Annotated in this window: 18 protein-coding genes and 1 pseudogene; 10 read left to right on the top strand and 9 right to left on the bottom strand. The window is 71.3% G+C overall.

Annotated elements, in window-relative coordinates:
• The coding region (locus C569_RS35015) for an integrase core domain-containing protein (RefSeq protein ID WP_018785837.1) at window positions 1-214 on the top strand (214 nt) is incomplete at its 5' end.
• Here the strand turns inward: C569_RS35015 and C569_RS34220 are convergent.
• The 3 genes and pseudogenes from C569_RS34220 to C569_RS31745 form a co-directional block, all read right to left on the bottom strand.
• The gene (locus tag C569_RS34220; protein ID WP_018785836.1) at window positions 190-1,725 is read right to left on the bottom strand and encodes an RHS repeat protein; all 1,536 of its coding nucleotides are present in this window, start codon (window positions 1,723-1,725) and stop codon (window positions 190-192) included. The two genes, C569_RS35015 and C569_RS34220, sit on opposite strands and share 25 nt — an antisense overlap.
• 43 nt (window positions 1,726-1,768) lie before the next feature.
• Window positions 1,769-2,020: pseudogene (locus C569_RS35010) on the bottom strand (RHS repeat domain-containing protein); the annotation flags it as partial.
• Window positions 1,909-3,780, bottom strand: coding sequence for a DUF6531 domain-containing protein (locus C569_RS31745; protein WP_026267993.1), 1,872 nt, complete (start codon window positions 3,778-3,780; stop codon window positions 1,909-1,911). The gene C569_RS31745 and the pseudogene C569_RS35010, both read right to left, overlap by 112 nt.
• A gap of 316 nt (window positions 3,781-4,096) precedes the next feature.
• On the opposite strand from C569_RS31745, the gene C569_RS0111010 reads away from it, so the two are divergent.
• The 3 genes from C569_RS0111010 to C569_RS33670 all read left to right on the top strand — a co-directional run bounded on the left by C569_RS0111010 (window position 4,097) and on the right by C569_RS33670 (window position 6,216).
• Window positions 4,097-4,663: a hypothetical protein gene (locus C569_RS0111010; protein WP_026267992.1), complete on the top strand. Its 567-nt coding sequence runs from the start codon at window positions 4,097-4,099 to the stop codon at window positions 4,661-4,663.
• Window positions 4,664-4,665: 2 nt separating this feature from the next.
• On the top strand, window positions 4,666-5,313 hold the full coding sequence (locus C569_RS0111005) for a nucleotidyl transferase AbiEii/AbiGii toxin family protein (protein WP_018785834.1): 648 nt from the start codon (window positions 4,666-4,668) through the stop codon (window positions 5,311-5,313).
• A 342-nt stretch (window positions 5,314-5,655) separates the two neighbouring features.
• On the top strand, window positions 5,656-6,216 hold the full coding sequence (locus C569_RS33670; RefSeq protein ID WP_018785833.1) for a hypothetical protein: 561 nt from the start codon (window positions 5,656-5,658) through the stop codon (window positions 6,214-6,216).
• Between the two features lie 39 nt (window positions 6,217-6,255).
• On the opposite strand, the gene C569_RS0110995 is transcribed toward C569_RS33670, so the two are convergent.
• Window positions 6,256-6,453: a hypothetical protein gene (locus C569_RS0110995; RefSeq protein ID WP_018785832.1), complete on the bottom strand. Its 198-nt coding sequence runs from the start codon at window positions 6,451-6,453 to the stop codon at window positions 6,256-6,258.
• 1,030 nt (window positions 6,454-7,483) lie between these two features.
• Between C569_RS0110995 and C569_RS0110985 the strand changes: the two genes are divergently transcribed.
• The 3 genes from C569_RS0110985 (at window position 7,484) to C569_RS0110975 (ending at window position 9,334) form a co-directional block, all read left to right on the top strand.
• Window positions 7,484-7,678, top strand: coding sequence for a hypothetical protein (locus C569_RS0110985; protein WP_018785830.1), 195 nt, complete (start codon window positions 7,484-7,486; stop codon window positions 7,676-7,678).
• Between the two features lie 96 nt (window positions 7,679-7,774).
• Window positions 7,775-7,897 (top strand): hypothetical protein, encoded by a 123-nt coding sequence (locus tag C569_RS33130; protein ID WP_018785829.1) that lies wholly within the window; start codon window positions 7,775-7,777, stop codon window positions 7,895-7,897.
• Window positions 7,898-8,086: 189 nt separating this feature from the next.
• Entirely contained in the window at window positions 8,087-9,334 is a 1,248-nt protein-coding gene (locus C569_RS0110975; protein WP_026267991.1) for an ATP-binding protein, read from the top strand.
• A 27-nt stretch (window positions 9,335-9,361) separates the two neighbouring features.
• Here the strand turns inward: C569_RS0110975 and C569_RS33125 are convergent, their stop codons facing one another.
• The 3 genes from C569_RS33125 to C569_RS34210 form a co-directional block, all read right to left on the bottom strand.
• The gene (locus C569_RS33125) at window positions 9,362-9,565 is read right to left on the bottom strand and encodes a hypothetical protein (protein ID WP_155945523.1); all 204 of its coding nucleotides are present in this window, start codon (window positions 9,563-9,565) and stop codon (window positions 9,362-9,364) included.
• Window positions 9,566-9,740: 175 nt separating this feature from the next.
• Window positions 9,741-10,028: an IS110 family transposase gene (locus C569_RS34215; protein WP_231394759.1), complete on the bottom strand. Its 288-nt coding sequence runs from the start codon at window positions 10,026-10,028 to the stop codon at window positions 9,741-9,743.
• 182 nt (window positions 10,029-10,210) lie between these two features.
• Entirely contained in the window at window positions 10,211-10,372 is a 162-nt protein-coding gene (locus C569_RS34210; RefSeq protein ID WP_018785826.1) for a hypothetical protein, read from the bottom strand.
• A 349-nt stretch (window positions 10,373-10,721) separates the two neighbouring features.
• Here C569_RS34210 and C569_RS31740 point away from each other — a divergent pair, with 349 nt between their 5' ends.
• Entirely contained in the window at window positions 10,722-12,449 is a 1,728-nt protein-coding gene (locus C569_RS31740; RefSeq protein ID WP_155945522.1) for a hypothetical protein, read from the top strand.
• Here the strand turns inward: C569_RS31740 and C569_RS0110955 are convergent.
• Window positions 12,410-14,506: a hypothetical protein gene (locus C569_RS0110955; protein ID WP_231394760.1), complete on the bottom strand. Its 2,097-nt coding sequence runs from the start codon at window positions 14,504-14,506 to the stop codon at window positions 12,410-12,412. The genes C569_RS31740 and C569_RS0110955 overlap by 40 nt on opposite strands.
• 140 nt (window positions 14,507-14,646) lie before the next feature.
• On the opposite strand from C569_RS0110955, the gene C569_RS0110950 reads away from it, so the two are divergent.
• A complete protein-coding gene (locus C569_RS0110950) occupies window positions 14,647-16,134 on the top strand; it encodes a S8 family serine peptidase (protein ID WP_018785824.1) in 1,488 nt (495 codons plus the stop codon).
• A 67-nt stretch (window positions 16,135-16,201) separates the two neighbouring features.
• Here the strand turns inward: C569_RS0110950 and C569_RS0110945 are convergent, their stop codons facing one another.
• The gene (locus tag C569_RS0110945; RefSeq protein WP_026267989.1) at window positions 16,202-17,794 is read right to left on the bottom strand and encodes a ricin-type beta-trefoil lectin domain protein; all 1,593 of its coding nucleotides are present in this window, start codon (window positions 17,792-17,794) and stop codon (window positions 16,202-16,204) included.
• Window positions 17,795-18,200: 406 nt separating this feature from the next.
• Between C569_RS0110945 and C569_RS0110940 the strand changes: the two genes are divergently transcribed.
• On the top strand, window positions 18,201-18,767 hold the full coding sequence (locus C569_RS0110940) for a sigma-70 family RNA polymerase sigma factor (RefSeq protein WP_026267988.1): 567 nt from the start codon (window positions 18,201-18,203) through the stop codon (window positions 18,765-18,767).
• The last annotated feature ends 6 nt before the right edge of the window (window positions 18,768-18,773 follow it).

Genomic DNA, 18,773 nt, shown 5'->3' with positions numbered 1-18,773 from the left:
CTCCTGCTACGACAACGCGGTCGCCGAGTCGTTCTTCGCCACCCTCAAGGCCGAGATCGGCACCCGCGTATGGGACACCCGCGAGCAGGCCCGTCGAGACGTCTTCGCCTACCTCACCTACTACAACCACAACCGTCTACACTCGACGCTGAACCACCGCACGCCCCATGAAGTGCGTGCCTGCTACCGTCAAGCCCTCGCCCTCGCGGCATGAAACCCCGGTGTCCGGTCCCAGGGTGGAACTTCAAGCTTCGTGCCACTCATCCGGTGGTCGTCACGCCACGTGTAGCTCTGCACCCGCCCGTCCGGCAGGGTACGCCGCTCCAACTGGCCGTTCTTGTTCCAGCCGTACCCGAAGGTCTTGCCGCCGCGGACGATGCTGTTCACCCGTCCGGCGGTGTCGTAGCCGTAGGTCGCGGTGCTGGTCCCGTTGCTCGCCGTCTTGATCTGCCCAGCACCGTCGTACGTGTAGCTGAGGTCCGGGGTGGTATCGCTGTAGTCCACATTCGTCGTGCGACCCGCCCGGTCGTACGCGTACGTTATGGAGCCAGCGGGGAGGGTCATCGTGTCGACCAACCCGTCCCAGGTGTAGGTGTATCCGGTGACCCGGCCGGTGGGGGTCTTGACGGCGGTAACCCGGCCGGACTTGTCGTAGTCGTAGTCGTAGATCTTGCCCAGCGGCGTGGTCACCGTCTCCAGGTTGCCGGCCAGGTCGTAGCCGAACGAGGTAGCCGGACGGTTCGGCGCGGTCACCTTCTGGACTCGACCGAGGCTGTCGTACTCGTAGGCGGTGGGACGGTTGTTCGCGTCGAAGACCTTGGTGGACCGGTTGCTCGCGTCGTACTCGGTCACCGTGGAACGACCCAACGGGTCGATGATCTTAGTACGGTTGCCCGCCGCGTCGTACTGGAAGGAGGTGGTGAAGTCGGCAGCCGTGGCCCCGGCGATGTTGCCACGCGGATCGGTCATCGATTCAAGGCGACCGTCGTTGTCGTACTTCCACGTGGTGGTGTGGCCAAGCGGGTTCACCTCGTGGGTGCGCAGGCCGTCCGGGTCGTGGTCATAGTTGGTGGTCTTGGTGAGCGCGTCGATGGTCGCGTCGAGCCGCCCGGCGTCGTCGTACTGCCAGGAGGTGACCGCACCACTCGGTTCGGTGACCGACGTCTGGTTGCCGGCCTTGTCGTAGCCGTACCACGTGCTCCGCTTCAGCGGGTCGATCACCTGAGTCGGCCGGTTGACGTCGTCGTACCTGGTCTCCGTCACGGCTCCGGACGGGTCGGTGATCGAGGTCGGATACCCCTCGTTGTCGTATCCGTAGCTGGTCGTGTCGGTCGCCGGGTCCCCGCCCGTGGCGTTGCCGCGCGGCCCGACGACGTGGTGCAGCCGACCTGCGGCGTCATAATGGTACGTAGTCTTCGCGCCGGTCGCCTCGGTGATCGAGGTGATGTTCCCGGCGTTGTCGTATCGGGTGGACCGGGTGTGTCCCGCTGGATTGGTGACGTCGGTCAGCCGGCTGGCGTTGTCGTAGACGTAAGTGGTGACGTGGTTGTCCGGGTCGGTGACGCTGGTCTGGTTGCCGTTGGCATCGTAGCCATAGGCGAACACCCGGCCGGCGGGGTCGGTGCTGGTCAGCATGCGTCCGGCGCCGTCGTAGGTGTAGCGGGTGGTGTACTTGGCGGGGTCGGCGCCGGTGACGTTGCCGCGTGGGTCGGTGCTGCTGAGCATCCGGGCCGGCAGCGTCGTAGGTGTACATCGCCTTGCGGCCACCCAGTGTGGTCATCGACGTCACGTTGCCGGCCCCGTCGTACCCGTAGGTGGTCACCCGCCCGGCGGGGGTGGTCACCGTCTTCACATCCCCGGCCGTGGTGTACGTGTAGCTGGTCTTGCCGCCTAGCGGATCGGTCTCGATCAGCAGACGCGCCTGGCCGTCGTAGGTGTAGCTGGTCTTCTTCCCTCGGCCATCGGTGTACGAGGTGACGTTGTTCGCGGCGTCATAGGTCCACCATTCGACGATCCCCACCGACGACGGTGACGTCCGGCTGAGCATGTTGCCCGCGCGTCGTAGGTCATCGTGGTGACGTGGTTGTTCCGATCAGTGATCTTGATCGGTCGCAGCGTCGGGTTTGGGCTGTTGAAGTCGTACTCGTACTTTGTCACCTTGCCCAGCGGATCGATCTGCTCGGTCAACACGCTGCCCGTGTACATGTCGGTCCAGATGCCACCGTTGTTGTCCGGGAAGTCCGCCACCGAACTGTCCCAGGTCGGCCGGATGGTGTGACCGGTCGCGTCGGTCTGCTGCGTGACCCGGCCGGACGAGTCATAGGTGGTCTGCATCACTAGCTTGTTACGCGGGTCGGTGATGCTGTTGAGTCGTTGGCTCGCGTCATAGGTGTACTTCGTGACGCCACCGTTGAGGTCGCGCACGGTGGCGAGCCGGTTGCCGGCGTCGTAGGTGTAGGCGAGGTACCGGCCGTCGGCCAGGGTGACCCGGGTCAGCCGACCCGACGCCGCGTCGTATCCGAAGGTGTGGGTGCGCCCGGCCCCGTCGGTGACACCGGTCAACTTGTAATCGGTGAAGCTGAAGCTGAGTCCCATGCCCGACCGGTCCTTCCAGGACACCAGGTAGCCCACCGAGTCGAAGGTCAGCTTCTTCTGGTCGACCGTGGTGAGCGTCAAACCGGTGGCGAGTGTGCCGCTGAGGGTGGCCTGCACACCCGCCGAGGCGGGTTCCCACTTGCCCGCGCCGAGGTCCTTGAAGACGGCGTACGAACCGTCCTCCAGTCTCAGGTTCGCCCGGCCCGATGACACATTCACCCACAACGGGTACGAGTGCGCCCACCGTGGACCGAACCAAAGCGACACGTTGCTGGCCGACGAGTAGGTCCGTGTCAGCCGGAAGTCCACTCCCGGTGCGGGCACGTGAGCATCGACGACGGACTCGCTCAGCCCACCGGTCGCCGTATTGACCGGGTCACCCCGGAACGCCTGGAAGCACGGGCGGCCACTGGCGTTGCTGAGCCCGCAGCCCAGGGTCTCGTTCGCGGGCAGGACCGACGCGCCGCCCCGCGCCACGACAACCGGGGATATCGCCTCGGCGCTCCAGTCCGTCCCACAGCTCCAATCCGGGCTCCACTCCTCTGCGGTGCCGCTCGCCGTGACGGCAACCTTCCCGTAGTAGCCAACACCGGGCACGTAGCCGTGCTCGGGGGTCATGTACCACTCATAGAAGGCGGCAGGATGTGGAAACCCGGCATCGTAGCAGTACTCGTCGATCTTGACGTTGTCCGACGCGCGATGGACCGTAATGTGGTACGCCACTGTGCTGGCCGGCTGCTCCCAGTCAATGCCCCAGTAGATCGTGCCGGGGGCCACCTCGAAGTCCCCGGGAACCTGGAAGTTGAACGGTGGGCCGATAGCCGCACTGGCGGGGGTGGATGACGTGGTCGCGTCGGATCGGCCTGACTTCCGCACCCCCGTCATCCGGTGTCCGCCCGGAGCGTCGTGCCGCTTTCGCACCCACTCGGTGGCGCTGTATGCCTCGTTCCGTCGTGCCGACCGGTCGGCGCCCCGCAGCTGCTCGACCTGCGCCTGGCGCTCCGTCGGCGTCATCGGTTTCGGCGGCCTCGGGACCTGCCGGGCGGGCGGCACCACGGCGGTCGGCCGGGCCACCGAGCCGTGCTGGCCGGTGGTAGCCCCAACTGGCGAAACACCGGCGAGTTGAAGCATGACAAGCATCACGACCATAAACGCGAGCAGGCTGAACTGTCTCGTTCGACGCATGGGCGGTCCCCCGTGGACAGATGATGATATCGACGATGCGGCCGCTTGAAGGCCAGCCAGCCTCGAGCCTCCCGTCGAAGACCGGAGATATGTAAGGCCTTACATCCGCAGCAACCCCGTGCTATACGTACACGCAAATCCACTCTCTGTGACCGATCAGGCCAACCGACGGATCCGGCAGCTCGGTGGCTCGCCTCCACCGGCCCCGACCCCGGTCCGCTCTTGGCGCCTGCCCGCCTCACCCCCGCCCAGGCACTTCAGATGAGTACACGCCGAAAGCCAAGCATGCTTGGCCTAGCGTAGTAGGCTTGGGGCCATGAGCCGGTTTGCTGAGGACGACCTGCGGGCGGTTGTCTCCCAATATGAGGCGACGCGGGCGCAGGCGTTGACCGAACGGGACGAGCAGCTACGGGCGTTTCACGCCGCCGGCTGGCGACCGGTCGATCTGCAACGGGTCACCGGATACAGCCGGGAGACGATCCGCCAGGCCCTGCGACCGGAAGTCCGGCGGGCGACAAACCTCAGCCGGCGCCGCACATCCCCCCAACCGCCGGCGGACTACCGGCCCTACGGCGACCGCAAGCCCTACGTCGTGGCCGAAACCCTCGCCGAACTGCACGGCCCAACCGGTGGCACGGTGACGCTTCCGCATCATCTCGACTGGTCCGGGCACGCCGAATACGACCTGAACCGGCCCGCGCGCGCGGCCAGCATGTACAAGGTCGTGCTCACCGAAGCCAGCACGGCCGAGGATCTGCACACCTGGCTCGACGCCGACCTCCTCCTTCGGCTCTGGCCCACCCTCTGGCTGCCACCCCAACTCCGCCAGCGCTGGGAGGATGCCATCCCCGAACTCGCCGCAACCCGTAGCGAGGCGGCGTAGCGGTGGACCCCTTCCACGAACGCCTCGCCCGCACCGGACTCGCGGCAGCCGATCGATACGGCTTCGCCTTGGCCGGCGGCTACGCGGTCCAGGCCGCCGGGCTTCTGGAGCGGCCCAGCGAGGACGTCGACCTGTTCACCGCCTGGGACCGCCGCGACGAGTTCACCGCCGCAGTCACCGCCGTCGTAAACGCCTACCGCGACGACGGCCTGACCGTAGAGACCGAGCGCCAGTACGACACCTTCGCCCGGCTCGCCGTCACCGACGGCGTACGGATCGCCAAGGTCGAACTCGGCGTGGACTGGCGCGCCAACGAACCGATCCTCATGGCGATCGGACCCGTCCTCCACCCCGACGACGCGGTCGCAAACAAGATGAGCGCCCTCTACGGACGCGCGTTCGCCCGGGACTTCATCGACATCGACGCCACCCTCCGATCCGGCCGCTACACCCGCGACGCCCTCCTCGCCCTCGCGCAGCGCGCCGACCGGGGCTTCGACCCGCGTATCTTCGCCGACGCCCTCGGACAAGCCACCCAGCTCGATCCCGACGACTTCGCCCAGTACGGCGTCACCGGCCCAGCGCTGGACGATCTCCGAAGCCGATTTGCAGAGTGGCGCCGCGAACTGCTCGACGACGAGGAACGATGACTCGACTCGTGGCAGCGTCAAGCTGCACGCTCAGGCCTCACAACGTTCCAGCTGATCTTCGGCAAGCGATCGCAGCGAGCCCGCGAAGCGACAAGCACGCAACGGGGGACGACAGGAAAGCCGCAGGTCATCGGCCTATGGAGACCGGTGGAGCGTCGGGTTAGGAAACCGATGCTCTATCCCCTGAGCGACGAGGGGGCGAGGGCCTAGTCTCGCGACCTGCGGGTTCACCTGGGGTGGCAGGGAGTGGCCCACGTTCACCCAGCGGCTGGTCGCCGGCCGCCGCTCCGAGACCGGCCTGATTCCCATGCCAACCGTCGTCCCAGCGGCTTGAATAGCGGTGTGCAGGTCAACAAGGACGGGCGGGACTGGCGCGTCGGCACCGCCGCCGACGTAAGCTGGATCGCCGGGCACACCAGTGCCGGCCTCTCGATCAGCACCGCCATCCCGCCGGTCTTCGACGCCTACGCCACCACGTACCAGACCGACGACGTCACCGCCGCCGCCTACGAGCAGGCCCTCATCGCGCACCTCATCGCGCACACGCCCGACCAGCCCTGGTGGCTGGCCTACCTCGACACCGGCGCCCACGACGTCGTCTTCCCCGACGCCCCGCGGGTGTTGCTCTACTGGAACTGGCCGTACGTGCTGGTCGAGGCCGGACCCGAGCAAGCCCTCACCTGGCGCACTGGTGGTCATATCCGCCACCCTCACGGAGCGCTACCCGACCTGTTCTTCCCCGCCGACCGGTCACGGCTGGTCTCCGCGCTCTGGGACGACACCTGGACCTGCGTCGGCGGCCCGACACTACTGATTCACACCCTGGAACGTGACCCGGTGGCCAATGCCCGCCAGGTCCGACCCGGCGAGGACGCGCTGCCGCCGGGGCTGACCCGTGAGTGACGACCCACGCCCCGGGCAGCGGTCAGCCTCGGATCGTCGCTAACGCCCCCACTTCTCGGCAGGACGGCAGTCGCTGGTCGGTTTGCCGTAGATCCGCTTCCCGTCCGGGCCCGCATAGCAGTGCTCGAGTTGGTCCTCGGCCTGGAACAGCGGACGCCTGTCGATCTCCGTCCCGTGGACGTCATAGCTGACCAGTTCGGGGTCGTCGCCGCCCTCGAGTCTGGCGTCGCTGGTCATCAGGCCGAACGCGCCTTCGGATAGCCGCGCTGTGGTGATGTGACCGTCGCCGTGGTCGAGTACGAGCCGGTGGACGCGGCAGGTTTCCGCCTCGACAACAAACTGAGCCCGCTGACAAGTCGCTCCTCAGCCCCTCAGGGCTACCGAAGACCGAGAGGCGTGGCCCGCTGATCTTCGGCAAGCGATCGCAGCGAGCCCACGAAGCGACCGGCAACCAAATGGTGGGCGATAGGAAAGCCGCACGTCATCGGCCTACGGACACCCGGAGGACCGTCGGGTGGCTACCGCGCCACGGGTGCAGTTGGACATGTCCCGGGCGGTGATCGACGGCTCCCACGTCCGGGCGCTCAACGGCGGCCCGAGCTGGTCCGAGCCCCGAAGGGACTCGGACCGCTAGCCTTCTGATCCGTAGGGCGACTCAGGTCCGCGCCGGGTCACGTCATCGATCAGCATGTGACGCTGCGCGCCGACCTGGACGACATTCCGCCCGTACCGCCTTTCGTCCGGCTGATCGCGAATTGACGCGCGCCGCCGTGCTGGACGCCGACGGCATCCGGGTCACCCTGCACCGTCTGCGCCACGTGGAGCGGCTATGCTCGCTCGCGCGAGGTCACCGCGGGCAGCAGCACGAGCACCGGGAGCGACAGGGCAGATGGCATCCGAAGCAACCGTCTGCGCCTTCTGCGGCAGGGCAACCGACTCCGGCCGCCCGGTCCACGAACGCGGGACGTTACCCGGCACCGCCCCGTACGGCTCCTGCTGCGAAGCTTGCGACTCCGAGTTCACCGAGCTGGTCGGGCGTCTCGTCCGGACCCACCAGCCCGGCCACAAAGACCGGCTGGTGTTCGACTCCGGCTCCGATCAACGGACTCCACGCCACTGGCGGCGCAACACACGCATCGCGGCCCTCGTCAACCGGCTCCTAGACCGACTCGCCCCGGTCCCACCAGCCGCCGCTCGGATCACCGCGTTGACCGAATCGGTCTTCGTACCGCCTGAACCACGGGCCCACCCCGACCGTCATGCGGCATTGGACGATATCGCCAGCCAACTCGCCGACGCGTTGCGGAAGTACGACGGGTCGTACTCGTATCGGGTCGGAACCGTCGGTGACGGGGCCGGCATCGTGCTGCAGAAGACGCTCGACGACCTGTTGAGCAGTCAGTTCGTCTACATGTTCGACACGCGGAACTCGGTGCACGCCTTCTTCTGGTACCGCCGCTGAGTGTCTGGCCACCTCGCCCGAGCGGACGCTGGCGCACCGCTGCGTCATACTGGCTGCCGTGTTCTCCCTTGTTGCCGATACTGCAAGTGCGTCTACATGGCGTTGATGAGCCTCGACCCCACCGGGACCGGACGCCGACGCTGGACCATGCGCTGGAGGGCACCCCTGAACGCCTTCCAGATCGCCTTCGAGGGCCGGCTCACCCTGACCAACGGCTGACCACCTCAACAACCAAGATCAGCCCTTAACTTGACAGACCCGACCCACACATGCAAGAACGCCCCAGAGGCCGCGCAAATCGAACACCGGGCCGCCGCATTTCGAACGCATCTTCGCCGCAAATCGAATGCGAAGGCCCTCGCAGATCGAAACCTTGCTGGCTATCATGATGTCGTTCCGACACCGCACCTGATTCCACGTCGGGCCGCCGCGCAGGTCGACGCGGCGCTGACCGACACCCGCGTCGTGCTGATCAGCGGAGCACGCCAGACAGGCAAGAGCACGCTGGCCCGCATCGTCGCCGGCGATCGTCTGGCCGAGCGCCGCGATCTTGATCGGGCTCAGGACCGGGCGGCGGCGATCGCCGATCCAGTCGGGTTCGTGGACTCCTCCGAGCTCTTGGTCATCGACGAGATCCAGCGCGCTCCGGAGCTCCTGTTGGCCATCAAAGCAGCCGTCGATGAGGACCCGCGCCCTGGCCGGTACCTGCTCACCGGCTCGTCCCGCCTCTTCGGCATGGTGGCCGCCCCGGACGCCCTGCCCGGCCGGATGGAAACCGTCGAACTCTGGCCGCTGTCTCAAGGCGAACTCGACCAAGCGCCGGACGGATTCGTCGATGCCATCTTCGCGCTCGGCCCTGACCTGCGACACGAGTCCGACGTGACCCGCGCCGACTACGCGGCCAGAATCGTGCGCGGCGGCCTACCCGAGGCCACCACCCGCACCGACCCGCGCCGCCGCCAACGATTCCTCGACGCCTACGTCCAAGCGCTCATCGACCGCGACGTCCGTCAACTGTCCGACATCCAGCACAAGGGCGAGCTACGCGAACTGGTACGGCTCCTCGCAGCCAGATCCGCGACCATCATCGCCGCGAACTCCCTCGAATCCGCCCTCGGACTGAGCCGGCCGACGATCGCCCGCTACCTCCAAGCCCTGGAAGAGATCTTCCTGATCAAACGAATTCCCGGCTGGTCCCGCAACCTGGGCACCCGTGCCACCGCCGCGTCGAAGCTGATCTTCGTCGACTCGGGCATCGCTGCCAACGAAATCGCGACCGACGCCCGGGCACTGCTCCGGCCGGGTGCACCGTTCGGCCCGCTGCTCGAGTCATTCGTCCTGTCCGAGCTTTCCCGGCAGCTCACCTGGTCCGAGGAGTTCGTCGACCTTTCCCACTACCGTGACCAGAGCAGGTACGAAGTCGACGCGGTGCTCGAGAACCGAGCTGGCCAGGTGGTCGGGATCGAGGTCAAAGCCGCCAGCACCGTCGGACCCGACGACTTCCGCGGCCTACGCCGACTGGCCGACCGCCTCGGCGACGACTTCATCGTCGGCATCGTCCTCTATACCGGGACCGCCACGCTGCCGTTCGGCGACAGACTCCGCGCCATGCCGGTCAGCGCCCTGTGGCAGGTTTCCGCCTCGACAGCAGACTGACCTCGCTCGCAGGCCGCTCCTCAGCCGTCATGAGAGTGGGCATGCCTCAGCCGGGCGAGGGCGGCGGGGTGGCGGCCACGAGCAGGCTGAGTTCCGGACCAGGTCGTCCAGGGACTGGCCGGCCTGCGCGCGGACCAGGCCCAGGTCGAGGTCGGCCAGCAGGTAGAAGCCGAGCGTGCGGGCCTGGTCGGTGCTGAACGACTCCAGCAGCGCCTCCGCCGGCGAGGTCACCGCGGTGGCGGGCGGCGATGACCCCGGCGGCGCGTCGCCCAAGGTCGGCGGCGACCGGGACCGAACCGGTCACGCCGGTCAGAGCTTCGGCGCGGCGGCGCGGGCGGCGCCGAAGCGCGCGGCGACGTCGGCCCAGTCGACGAGGTTCCACAGCCGGTCGACGTAGTCCGGGTCTCTACGCGAGTTCGCATGGCGCCAGCTCTGCTGATCGTGGTTGTTTGGGCTGGTAGGGGCCTTGTCGCGGATGCAGGCCCAGAGGACGTTGAGGCGTTGTCTGGACAGGGCGGCGGTGGCTTGGCAGTGGGTCTTGCCTTCGGCTCGTTTTCTTGTCGTAGTAGGCGCGGGATCGTGGGCAGTGGGTCAGCGCGGTGAAGCTGGACATGCTGAACACCCGGCGTAGGCCGCGGTGGTAGCGGTGGGGCCGAACCTGGTGGCCTTGGCGGCGGCCGGAGTCGCGGGAGATCGGTGCGAGGCCGGCGTACGCGGCGAGTGCGGCGAGTGCGGCGAGTGCGGCGAGTGCGGCGAGTGCGGCGAGGCTCGCATAGCTGGCGAGGGTGCCGGCGTGGGCGAGGAACTCGGCGGCGAGAGTGGTGCCGACACCAGGGAGACTCGTGACGACCTCCCCAAGTTCGTGCTCGGCGACAACTACGGTGATGGTTCCTCGATGGCGGTGATGCGGTCGTTGACCGCTTCCAGGTCGGTGGCCGTCTGCGCCACGATCGTAGCCGCGGTGGCCTCTCCCGCGACGGTGACGGCCTGCGTCCGCGCGGCGGTGAGTTCGACGAACTTGGCGGCCGTTGCGTTCAAGGCGAAAAACTGGCGCCCCTCCGGAGTTGCCCCGAGCGACCCGACCTTGCCGGCGGTCGAGGAGCTGCGGGCGCGAGGGGTGAAAGTGGTGCACCCGGCGGAGTCCGGCTCGGCACAGTCTGCCGCCTCGCGATCGGTACCAGCTCCGTATCCTTGCGGGGCATGGCCGTCGTCCTGCCGCTCCGCTGCGGAGGGGTCGTGCTGGCCAGCACCCTCTCCACCGCCCCGTGACGGCGACTCGCCGGCCTGTGCCGCGATCCGACCACGATCACCATTGAACCGCGGGCGACCCGGTCCGTAGTGAGCCGGACGGCAGGATGACGATGGCAGAGGACAGGGAGGGCGACGCGTGCGGATGCGGCGAGCCGTACAGGCGGTGCTGGTGCTGGTCGGGATCTGGCTGGTGACCGGCGCTCCGGCGCACGCCGCACCGGCGGAGACCGGCCGGTACTACATGGTCGGTCCGCCGGTGGGCGGGCAGCGGGAATACCTGTACGCCATCGCGCTTCGCACGCTCGGCAACGGAAACCGTTACCGGGAGATCGTCGAGCTGAACACCGGGCGGGTCCAGCCGGACGGCGAGACGTTCACCGACGGGTTGAAGCTGAACCCGGGCTGGGTGCTCGTCCTACCCCGGGACGCCAAGGGCCAAGGGGTACGCATCGGCCCGCTGCCCCGGGTCCGGGCCCGTACCACCCCGCCGGTGACCCGTTCCCCGGCCCTCACGCAGTCCGCACCGACCCGTGCCGCGGCCGTGCCGACCCGGATGCCGCCGTCCACCCCCGCGCGGTCACCCGCCACCACCGGGGAAGCGGCCCGGCCCCCGGCCACCACGGAGGTCGCCGCACCCCCGCTACAGGGACGGACGACGCGCGGCGGCGGGATCGACCCGCTGGTGATCCGGGTCGGCGCGGGCGTGCTGTCGGTGCTGCTCGCGGTGGTGGCGATCGTGCTGCTGCGTCCGGGCCGCTCCGGTCGCGGGCTGGCGGTGGCGGTGGCGGGCGACGACGGGCCGTGGCCGCCGGAACGCCACCACACGCCCGCCCCTGGTGAGAACGCGAAAGCCGGGCCTCCCACGAAGGACGCCGCCGGACCGCCGGCCACCCGGCCCGCACCGGACGCGCCGCCGCCCGCGTCCGCGCCGGCTTCGACGTCCGCGCCGGGCGCAAAGCCCACGGCGGTCGTCGCGTCCGTCCGGGGCTCGGGATCCGCCCTTGTCTCGAAGTCCACGCAGACCTCGAAGCCCGCTCAGGCTTCCGGGCCCGCGTTGACCGCCGCGTCCACCCAGGACTCCGGGTACGCCCAGGACTCCGTGCCCGTGTCGGCCGCCACCTCCGCCCGAGCCGCCCAGGCCCCAGCGTCCGCCCGGACCGCAGCGTCCACCCAGACCGCCGCGTCCACCCAGACCGCCACGTCCGCCCGGCCCTCCGGGTCCACGTCGGAGCTTGGATCCGCGCCGACGTCCCGGGCCGCCGGGCCGGTGGGCGGGGAGGTCACGCCGGACGTGCCGCGCCCGTCGCTGCCGGCCGGGGACGAGGCGCCGTACCTCACAGCCGAGCTGAACACCGACGTCGGCCCGGCACGGGTCCGGCTGATCGGCGTGGCGGCCGGGCGCGGCGCGCCGTACACCTGGTTGGGGCCGGGAGAGACGGCACCGCCGACGGTGCTGCCGCTGGTGCTGGGGCGCAGTGGGCCGTGGCGGCTGCATGTGGATCTTGCTCGGGTGCCGGACGTGTTCACGCTCGTCGGTCCGCTGGCGGTCTGCCGCCGCGCGGCTGCGACCCTGGCCGGAGGGCTGTCCGCCGCCGGGGTCGGTGTGGCGGCCGTGGGGGAGGCGCTCGGCGGTGGGGCGCCGGCCGGCTGCCGTCGGCTGCCCGGCCTGCCCGAGCCACCGGGGCCGGGCGAGATGCTGCCGGAGCCGTCCGTGGTGTTCGTCGAGGGCCCGTCGCCGGCTGGGGCGCGTGGTCTCGCCGCCGCCACCGGGGGGCGGTGCGTGCCGGTGGTGCTCGGCCCGGTCCCGGCCGGTCGCTGGTCGCTTCAGCTCGACGTGGACGGGGAGGCGACCGGCGGGGACTGAAGGCCGCGCAGTACCACGGGCAGCGGCCCCGCCGCCGCCCCGGGCACCGTCTCCCACACCCCGTCGCGCGCCCGGTGGACCCGGTCCACCTGGACCCGCTCGTAGGAGCGGCTGGTGAGGATCAGGTCGACCCCCGCCTGCCGCAGGCGCTCCGCGCGACCTCGGGCCAGCGGCAGGGCGGCGAGGGCGTCGGCGGTGGCCCCGACGTCGACCGTACGGCCGCGCGGCACCCGGACCTCCACGAGCAGCCGGCCGGCCCGGGGCGCCGGTCGCCGGCGGGACAGCGGCAGCCAGCCCGGCGCCAGGCCGCGGGAGCGCGCCGGCAGCAGCGCGTACGCCCGCCGGGTGCCGTGCGCCGGCCACCGGGTGACGTCGTGCGGCAGCCCGGTGCTCGACGCGCTCGCGGGCGCGGACCGGATGCGCAGCGCCCCGCCGTCGAGCCCGTCGACCCGTCGGAGCCCGTCCTCGTCGGTGGCCCGGAAGGCTTCCCGCACCTGCACCCGATCCAGCCGACCGGCCGGCAGCAGGTAGGTGTCCGGGGCGCCGAGCAAATACTGCAGGCGCGCCGGAACGTGCGAGCGCAACACCTGCACGGGGATCGCGCCGCCCGGGGCGATCCGGACGCGCAGGAGGTCGGTGCGGCGCGGCGCGGACCGTGGGTCGAGGTGCGCGACCAGGCACAGCTCGGCAGTCGGTACGCCTTCCGTCGCGGCCCGCTCCAGGTCGCCGGTGACCGGCACGAACGCCTCGAACGTGGCGACGTTGACCTGCTGGCCGGGGTACAGCCAGGGCGGCCCGTACCGGCCCGCGCGGCGGGACTCGGCAGCCAGCGTGGGACGGGCCCCGGGTGCCGGCCGGCCCGCCCCGCGTCCGTCCGCCCCCGTGCCGGCCGAAACGGTGCCGGCCGAGGCGGTGCCGCCCGGCCCTGTCGCGTCCGGTGTCGAGCCGGCAGGCGCGGCGGTGGCCTGTGCGTCGGCGACCACCACGATCCGCTGCCGCGACGAGCGGGGCACCAGCATGCCGTCTGCTGTCGCGTCGACCGCCGACGGGCCGTCGGCGTACCTCGGTCGGTGGGCCTGCCACGCGGCCACGCCGCCCGCCGCGTCCAGCGCGCGCAGGTCGCGACGGTCGCCGACGAGTTCCGCCCGGCCTCCCGGCGGCGGGGTCCACACCGTGGCGCCGGTGATCTCGGCCAGGTCGGCGGCCTGGGCGACGAGCTTCACCTGCTCGTCCGGCTCGGACGGCCAGGTGAGCCACAGTCGCAGGTCGGCGCCGTAGAGCGGCAGCTCGCCGAGAAGCGCCGCCAGGTGCCCGGCGTCGCGTACCTGCTGGGTGCCGCTGTAGTCGCCGATCAGGAAGCCGCCGAAGCGGGCCGTGACGGAGACCGTGACCAGCTCGGGCACGGAGGCGCCGAGCCGGTGGGCGGTGGCCCGGCGGGCCACGAAGTCCGCCCGGGTCGCCAACGCCACACCGGTCGCCAGCGGCAGGTTGACCACCCCGGTCCGGGGCCGGACCAGGCCGTCCTCCATGGCGAACCAGCCGGGCAGCGGCGTGGCCAGGTCGGGTGGTTGCAGCACCAGCCAGTCCATCGGCTGGCGGGTGACCCGGTCCAGCGGCAGCGCGTGCAGCGGGCCGTCGTCCGCATCGGAGTCGCGGCCGGCCAGCACCTGCCGGATGTCCGCGCCGTCCGGGCTGACCAGCACGTCGTGCCCCAGTAGCCCGGCCACCTCGGTGAACAGGTCGGCGTGGCGGGCGCCGTCGTCGGCGAGGATCCGCACGTCGTCCGCGGCGTCGCCGGTACGCCGCACCAGATCCGCCACGGCGGGGGCGTCCAGCGGGCGGTCCGGCTCGGTGGGCAGCGCCGGCCGCCCCCGGGGGCCGCACACCAGCCAGAGATCCAGCAGGCCGGGTACCCGCCGGTGCCGGCGCGGGTCGAAGCGGCCGGTGCGCGGCACCCGGTCGATCCCCCGGCCGCCCACGGCCTGCGCCAGCTCTGTCACCGCCGTCCCCGCCTTCGTCCCACCGACGCCCCAGCGCCGGCCGGAGCTGCTCGACATCGAGGGCCGGTACCCTCGGCGGTCTCCATGACGGACGCCATGGAAATCTGGTTCAGATTGATTTGAACGAAGTCGGCGCTGATCCGCAATAGACGGTGACGGCCGGTCGGTCTGGGCCGCGGTGACGGAAGGGAGCCCCGGTGCTGACGAAGCACTCCATCCTTGCTCGGCTGCTCGTGGTGGTGATGGTTGGCTGCGCGATCCTGGTCGCGCCCCGTCCCTCGACCGCCGGGTCCGCGCCCGACACCGAGCCGTACGTGAAGTACTACGTGGTGACGGCGCGCCACCAGGGCCAGCCGGAGAACCTCACCGAGATCGCCCGGCGCTTCCTCGGCAGCGGCGAGCGGTCCGCGGAGATCTACCAGCTCAACACCGGCCGGGTCCAGCCGGACGGGGCCCGGCTGACCGACCCGGTCACGCTGCGGGCCGGGTGGTACCTGGTGCTGCCGTGGGACGCCGTCGGCCCGGGAGTCGAGTACGGACAGTTGCCGGCCGCCCGCAAGCCGTCCCCCGGCCCGGCCCCGACCCGCTCACCGAGCGCACGGCCGAACGGCAGCCCGTCGCCGAGCGCGAGCCCGACGGCGTCCCGCTCACCGGCCGACGGCCGCCCGGCCGCGCGCTGCACCGCAACGACCGCGTCGAGCAGCCGGTCGGAATGGGCGCAACTGCGGATGGCGGCCGACAGCGCGTGGACCCTGACCCGCGGCAACGGGATCAAGGTCGCGGTCGTCGACAGCGGGGTCGACGCCGGTCTCCAGCAGCTCAGCGGCCGGGTCGCGGTGGGCGCCGACGTCACCGTCGGCAATGGACGTGGCGACGAGGACTGCCTGGGATCCGGTACGGCGATGGCCGGCATCATCGCCGCCGACGACAGCGTCGAGGGCAACCCGGTGGGGCTCGCGCCGGACGCGACCGTCGTGCCGGTGCGGATGGTCCGATCCTCGGGTGACGCCCGGCCGGCCGACGCCGCGACGGCCCTCGAGGTGGCGGTCAGCACCGGCGCCTCGGTGGTCGCGCTCGGCTCCCGGGTCGACCTGGCCGACCCGGCGGTGGCGGCGTCGTTGGCCACCGTGCTGGAGCACGACGTGGTGGTGGTGGCGGGCGCCCCGGTCAAGCCCACCACGCTTCCGTCGCCAAACGGCGGTTCCCGCCGCGGGGCGCTGGTGCTCACCGGCGGCGTCGGCGCCGGGGGCCAGCTCGCCGAGAAGTATCTCGACGGGGCGGTCGAGGTGGTCGCGCCCGGCATCGAGGTGGCGACGCTCGGCGTGGGCGGGGGGAAGGTGGTCGGCAACACCGGCACCGAGTTCGCGGTGGCGTTCGTGGCCGGCGAGGCCGCGCTGATCCGGGCCGCCCAGCCCGACCTCACCGCCGCCCAGGTCGAGGAACGCATCCGCAGCACCGCCGACCCGGTCGGCGGGCAGGTGGCCGAGGGCGATCCCCGGTACGGCTCGGGCATGATCAACCCGGCTGCCTCGGTGGCGCCGTCGGTGGAGGGCCGGGACCCGGCCGCCGCCGAGGCGAACCGCGGCGGGGCGGGCACGCTGATCGCCGTACTCCTGGGTCTGGCGCTGGTGTTCGGCGCGGGCGGCTTCCTGGCCGTTCGGATGCGCCGCCGCTACGCCGCCTGACCCGCGACGCAGAAGGGGCCCTGGTCGACAGAAGCCTGTCGGCCAGGGCCCCTCCCCACGTGTGCGGCTAACGCAGCGACCAGGTCTGCTTCGGGTTGAACACGCAGGTCCAGGCGTTCAGCGGGGCGCCCGTGCCGTGACCGTCCACATCCAGGCAGCGGTCGGTCTCCCGGTTGAAGAGCGACCGCCGGCCGTCGCGTTCGATCCACTCCCACTTCTGCGCGGGGTTGCCGCTGCAGAGGGCGGTCTGTACCGGCGCACCGTCACGCTTCTCGCCCCACGCCACGTCCAGGCAGAGTCCGTTGACCCGGACGGTGCTGTCGGACCCGAACGTCCACCACTGCGGGCGTTCCTCCCGGCACGGGCGCAGAACGACGGGAACGCCGTCCCCGCTGCCGCCGCTGGCACAGAGCCCGGTCTCCATGCCGACGAGTTGCTTCGCGCCGCTCGGGCGCTTCGGTGGGGCCGGCTTCGGCGGCACGGCCGGTGGGCTGGTCGAGGGCGACACGCTGGGTCGGGGCGCGGGGGATGCGGCCGTCGGCGACAGCGAGGGGGACGGCGACGGCGACGAGGGCGCCGACGGGGACGGGCTGGCCGGGGCGACCCGCAGCCGGCTGTCGAGCGCGTAGAAGTCGGTGAACTCCTGCACCTGCCGCAGGAAGGCCTGTGTCGCGTCGTCGAGCTCGCCGCCGGTCTGGCGGACCGCGGTGGGGCCGTTACGGTAGGCGGCCAGCGCGAGCAGGCCGGGGTCGCCGTCGAGGCCGGCGAGGTCCCGCCGCAACGCGCAGACCGCGGCGCCGACGGCTGGCACGGCCACCTGCGGGTCCCACGGTGAGGCGCCGGCCGGGCCGTGTGCCCGCCACACCTCGGGCAGGAACTGGGCGATCCCCCGTCGGCCGTCGTCGCCGAGCAGGTTGGCGTCGAAGCCGGACAGCGCCATGAGCTGGGCCGCCACCGCCGCGGGCGGCACCTCCGGGCACACCGAGCCGGCCCGCACCACGAGGCGTACGTAGCCCGCGGGCACCGCCCTGGGCTGCTGGCGCTCCGGGTCCGGGCGGGCGGTGCCGGAGCCGCCGAACGCGGCCAGCTCGCCGTAGTACGCCGCGTAGCGACTCACGTCGTCGACGTACGCGACCGCGGCGGACGGCACGCCCTTGGCCTCGCGTACCTGGTCGAGCCCCGTGTGGAACGCGGCCAGCGACAGCCGCCACCGGTCGCCGGGGACGCCGGCGAGCCGCAGTTGCCCGCTGAGGTCGCACATCTGGTGCGCCAGCGCGAGGATGTTCGCGGCGGTGTCGGTCCGGTCGGCGCCGGGCCACGGCGCCCAGGACTTCCACCGGTCGTCGTTGAGCCCGGCGAAGCCGCGACCGCCCGACGTGGTTTCCTTCACGCGACCGTCCAGGCCGGACTCGGCCATCAGCTGCCCGGCCAGCCGGGCCGGGTTCAGCGTGGGGCAGGACCGGGCGGCGGCCCGGATCGCGGTCAGATGCGCGGCGGAGACGCTACGACCGGTCAGCCTGTCGTCGCGAGCGGTGGCGATGCCCCAGCTCACGGAGGCGGCCACCATGCACAGCACCGAGAGGCCGGCCGCGATGGCGGCGACGACACGACGCGGGATCCGGGCGAGCCGGGATCGGATGCCAGGAAGATCGGGTGTCACGGGGCTTCCCTTCCGGTGATGGCGTCGCGAGGAGTGACGGATGCGCGACGTCCTCGGTTCACCCGACTGGAATCGGATCCGATTCCAGTCCGGCCGTCATTGAACCGACCGGCGTACCGACCCGTCAATGTGGACGCCGCCGGGAGGACCGGCCCCCGGCAGCCGACCACCGATCGGAGTGTTCGATGTCGACTCGCTACCACCCGGCAGTTGCGGGGCCGACCCGCGTCGTCGTGGGCAGGGCGGCCATGGACCGCGCCCGATGAGCGCCGGGACCCTGGTCGCCCTCCGCCGGCCGGGAGCACTGTCCGATCGGTACGGCTATCCTTCTCGCTCAGAGGGGCTCGGCGCCCACGCGCCGGGCCGGCCGGGCGGGCACGCCCCACGCGTCAGGGGGAGGCGTTCTGTGTCGGCAGTGCCCAACGAGGCGGTGCAGCCCGGGACGCCGGGCGACGCCGTCGCGCAGGGCTCGCCCGAGAGTCTCATGCGGTGGATCCACGAGCAGTACCGTGAACCGCTGCTGCGCTTCGTCACCCGCCTCGTCCTCGGGCGGCAGGAACTGGCCGAGGACCTGGTCCAGGAGACCTTCCTGCGGGCCTGGCGAAACCTGGGGACGCTGGCCGCGGAGCCGCGCCGGATCGCGCCCTGGCTCTACACCGTCGCCCGGCACGTGGCCGTCGACGCCGGCCGGGCCCGGCAGGCCCGGCCGGTCGAGGTCGCCCTGCCCGACCTCAACCGGCTCACCACTGCCGAGGACGAGATGGACCGGGTGGTCAGCGCCCACACCGTCCGCCTGGCGCTGCGGCAGATCAAGCCGGAGCACCGCGACGTCCTCATCGAGATGTACTACAAGGGTGCCTCGGTCGCGGAGGCCGCGCAGCGGCTCGGCATCCCCGAGGGTACGGTAAAGTCGCGGACGTACTACGCGGTGCGGGCGCTGCACGCGGCGATCGGCCCGATCGAGTCGGCCTGATGTCAC

Origin of the sequence: Micromonospora sp. CNB394, from assembly GCF_000374985.1 — a bacterium.
Lineage (GTDB): Bacteria > Actinomycetota > Actinomycetes > Mycobacteriales > Micromonosporaceae > Micromonospora > Micromonospora marina.
This window is presented reverse-complemented; position numbering and strand designations above follow the sequence as displayed.

Coding starts and splice junctions, on each gene's coding strand:
- C569_RS0110995 (WP_018785832.1), bottom strand. CDS start 6,453: ATGACCAGCGACGCCAGACTCGAGGGCGGCGACGACCCCGAACTGGTC.
- C569_RS31745 (WP_026267993.1), bottom strand. CDS start 3,780: ATGCGTCGAACGAGACAGTTCAGCCTGCTCGCGTTTATGGTCGTGATG.
- C569_RS0110955 (WP_231394760.1), bottom strand. CDS start 14,506: ATGTCGAGCAGCTCCGGCCGGCGCTGGGGCGTCGGTGGGACGAAGGCG.
- C569_RS0111010 (WP_026267992.1), top strand. CDS start 4,097: ATGAGCCGGTTTGCTGAGGACGACCTGCGGGCGGTTGTCTCCCAATAT.
- C569_RS33130 (WP_018785829.1), top strand. CDS start 7,775: ATGGCGTTGATGAGCCTCGACCCCACCGGGACCGGACGCCGACGCTGG.
- C569_RS34220 (WP_018785836.1), bottom strand. CDS start 1,725: ATGCTCAGCAGCACCGACCCACGCGGCAACGTCACCGGCGCCGACCCC.